Below are 931 nucleotides of genomic sequence, written 5' to 3' on the forward strand. Positions count from 1 at the left end.
ACATTATGCCACGAATGTATTTTTCAGGGGTAGATAGTGATATTATCACATACGATGACCCTGAGAATCGATGCATTAGGGTAAATCTTGATCTATTTATTAGGGTTCTCAATAACAATGAACAAAACACGAGAGTCTTCTTGGACACTCACTTGCTTAAGATTCGGGGTAATGAAGATGGGCAAGAACCTCGTGCAGAGAAACTAGTGTCTAAGGGTAATGCATCAGTGGGTCTAGGGAATATGCCTTCTATACCTATTGTTGTGTATAGTAGTCGTGCATTGATTACTGCTGAATTTAGGGAGATGAGTAGTGATGATTTCAAGGATAGGTATCTTGCTCCGCTTGATATTGCTCTTAAAGAATCGAATATTTGCCGTCGACCTTTAGCACAAGAATATGCTTACCCACGGGGAGATGCAATGCATATAGAACAAGCTATCCAAGAATACTTTAATGAAATAGCAATCCCAATCAAGGGACTTTATCGTGATGTAGGTGATACGAACAACTACTTTGGCAGTCCATCAATTATAAGACCCACATTGGATCAACGAAGAATAGTACAACCTGATATCATTCACATGATATATAAGTCGGATATACAATATCCCGAAATTATTTTTGGGATAGGTGATTACAAAACTGGAGTCTATAAGATGACGGAAGGATTTGAAGAATTGAAGGCAGCTATAGAGAGTCAAATCGAGAATTTGCTGAATCGAAGAAGATTGAGGCTGCAATCCAGTGGAAGCTTTTTTCCGAATAGGGAGTGGTCACCTAGGGTATTATTTGCTTTGGTTTTAAGGAAATATATATACCAAGCTTTCCTTTGTGGAACAGACAGGTTTTTTATCTCAGATCACCAAACATTCTCAGGGTTCTTTAAGTATGAAATTATGAATGACAAGATGTCTATAGACTACTATAT

The 931-nt window shown here is 37.8% G+C and carries 1 protein-coding gene; it reads left to right on the forward strand.

Annotated elements, in window-relative coordinates; genetic code table 11:
- Positions 1 to 140: 140 nt before the first annotated feature.
- Positions 141 to 931 (forward strand): DUF3698 domain-containing protein (locus E2E34_RS37715; protein ID WP_167518453.1); only part of this gene is annotated, 791 nt, incomplete at its 3' end.

The sequence above is a fragment of the Streptomyces albidochromogenes genome (genome assembly GCF_005981925.1).
GTDB lineage: Bacteria > Actinomycetota > Actinomycetes > Streptomycetales > Streptomycetaceae > Streptomyces > Streptomyces albidochromogenes.